Raw genomic sequence first — 1,113 nt, 5'->3', positions numbered from 1 at the left:
TATTAACCCGGTCCTAAAATAGAAAACAGTCGTATACTCCTGACATGGGAAAGATCGATGTCAGAAAGCTTGAGCCAGCAGCGCGCGAGCAGCTGCGGCGGACGGTGATTCGAATGCTGGGGCGCGGGCATAGCCAAACGGCGGTCGCCGCCGAGCTTGGAATCAACCGGCTGACGGTGCACAACTGGGCCAAAGCCCATGCCGAGCGTGGTGCGGCGGCGTTGAAAGACGGTCAGCGGGGGCGGCCTGAAGGCAGCGGGCGAGTCCTCACGCCTGCCCAGGAAGAGCGGATCCAGAAAGAACTGGTAGATCGAACGCCCGACCAGTTGAAGCTGAAGTTTGCGTTGTGGAGCGCGCAGGCGGTGCGCGCAGCGATCAAGCAGATGTTCCTGGTGGACTTGCCGGTACGTACGGTTCGCAAGTATCTGGCACGCTGGGGGTTTACGCCGCAACGCCCGGTCAAGCGTGCCTACGAGCAGCGGCCCGAGGCGGTCCAGAAGTGGCTCAAGGATGTGTACCCGGCCATCGTCGTGCGCGCGAAGGCCGAAGGTGCCGAGATCAGTTGGGCCGATGAAACGGCGGCCAGCAGCGTGGAGCACTACGCGCGAGGCTATGCCCCGCGAGGCAAGACGCCGGTGCTGATGCTGTCGCAATCGAAACGTTGCCGGATCAATCTCATTTCCGCCGTCACCAACCAAGGCACGCTGCGATTCATGCTCTATCGGGAAACGCTGGATGCGGACATGTTCATCAAGTTTCTCAAGCGGTTGTGCAAGGACGCAGGCAAGAAAGTCTTTCTGATCGTCGATAACCTGCGCGTGCATCACGCCAAGGTGGTGAGGGCATGGCTGGCAGAACATGCCGAAGAGATTGAACTGTTTTACCTGCCGAGCTACTCGCCGGAGTTCAATCCGGATGAGTATCTGAATGCCGACTTGAAGGCTCGCATGAACGCGGGCGAACCCGTTCGGACACCAGAGGCGATGCAAACCAAACTGCTCGGGCATCTGCGAAGCCTGCAAAAACAGCCTGAACGGATTCGGTCGTACTTCAAACACGAAAAAATTCGCTATGCCGCCTGAGCTGTTTGGTAATTTGTTGCCGGGTTAATAG

1 protein-coding gene is annotated in these 1,113 nt (G+C 58.8%); it reads left to right on the top strand.

Features of this window, described 5'->3' with window-relative positions; translation table 11 throughout:
• Positions 1 to 44 precede the first annotated feature (44 nt).
• Positions 45 to 1,082, top strand: coding sequence for an IS630 family transposase (locus NZ453_RS21850; RefSeq protein WP_263773124.1), 1,038 nt, complete (start codon positions 45 to 47; stop codon positions 1,080 to 1,082).
• Positions 1,083 to 1,113 lie beyond the last annotated feature (31 nt).

Source organism: Propionivibrio soli (genome assembly GCF_025770765.1).
Taxonomy (GTDB): domain Bacteria; phylum Pseudomonadota; class Gammaproteobacteria; order Burkholderiales; family Rhodocyclaceae; genus Propionivibrio; species Propionivibrio soli.
The sequence above is the reverse complement of the archived record's forward strand: the minus strand, read 5'-3'. Positions and strand labels throughout refer to the sequence as shown.